At 77.1% G+C, this 1,050-nt stretch carries 1 protein-coding gene; it reads left to right on the top strand.

What is annotated here, in order from left to right:
• Positions 1-1,021 (top strand): aminotransferase class I/II-fold pyridoxal phosphate-dependent enzyme (locus FRZ03_RS18455; RefSeq protein WP_146466272.1); only part of this gene is annotated, 1,021 nt, incomplete at its 5' end.
• Positions 1,022-1,050: the final 29 nt, after the last annotated feature.

Genomic DNA, 1,050 nt, shown 5'->3' on the forward strand with positions numbered 1-1,050 from the left:
CCTGCTCCTCGCCCTCACCGCCGCGCTCGCCGGGGAGGGCGCCGACATCCTCGTCCCGCGCCCCTGCGCCGCCTGGTGGGCCCCCTACGCCCGGGTGCTCGGCCGGCCCGTCTTCCACGTGCCGACGCCCGCCGAGAGCGGCGGCGTCCCCGACCCCTACGCGCTGCTGGAGACCGTCCGCCGGGTCCGCGCCGAGGGCGGCGACCCCGGGCTGCTGGTGCTGTCCGTCGCCGACGACCCCACCGGCACCGTCGGCCCGCCCGAACTGCTGCACGAGACCGTCGAGGCCGCCACCAGCGAGGGCCTGCACCTGGTCAGCGACGAGACCTGGCGCGACACCGTACACGACCCGCACGCCACCGTCCTGCTCAGCCCCGCCGAGATGTGGCCCGACCAGGTCACCGTCGTCACCGACCTGGCCGGGGCCCTGCTGCCGCCCGGCTGGCCCGCCGCCGTCGCCCGCTTCCCCGCCACCGACGACGGACGGCGCCTGCACGCACGCGTCCTCGACATCCTCACCGCGCTCGGCGCCGGCCTCGCCGCCCCCGTCGCCGCGGCCGCCCGCTACGCCCTGGACGAGCCCCCGCCGGTCGCCGAACGCCGCGCGGCCACCGTACGGCTGCACGCCAGCCTGGCCGCCGCCGCGCACGCCGCGGTCACCGCGGCCGGCGCGCTCGCCCGCCCCCCGGTGGCCGGCCGCCACCTCTACGCCGACCTCGGCCCGCTGCGCGAACCCCTCGCCGCCCAAGGCGTGGGCGACGCCCAGGAGTTGGAGGATTTCCTCACCGCCCGGCTGGGCATGCCCGCGCCCGGCGGCCACCGCTTCGGCGACGACCTCGCGGCCCTGCGCGTCCGGCTCGCCACCGCGCCCCTGCTGAACGGCTCCGACGAGGAGCGCACGGAGTGCCTCACCGCTCCCGAACCAGAAGAACTGCCGCAGACGCAGCGCTCGTTGAACTCCTTGACATCGGTCTTCGACGATCTCCGCGACGACGCACAGCGATGGGAGCCTCCTCGATGACACAGCAGACGCACGAGCCCGGCACACCC

Source organism: Streptomyces misionensis (assembly GCF_007896895.1).
Classification (GTDB): domain Bacteria; phylum Actinomycetota; class Actinomycetes; order Streptomycetales; family Streptomycetaceae; genus Streptomyces; species Streptomyces misionensis_A.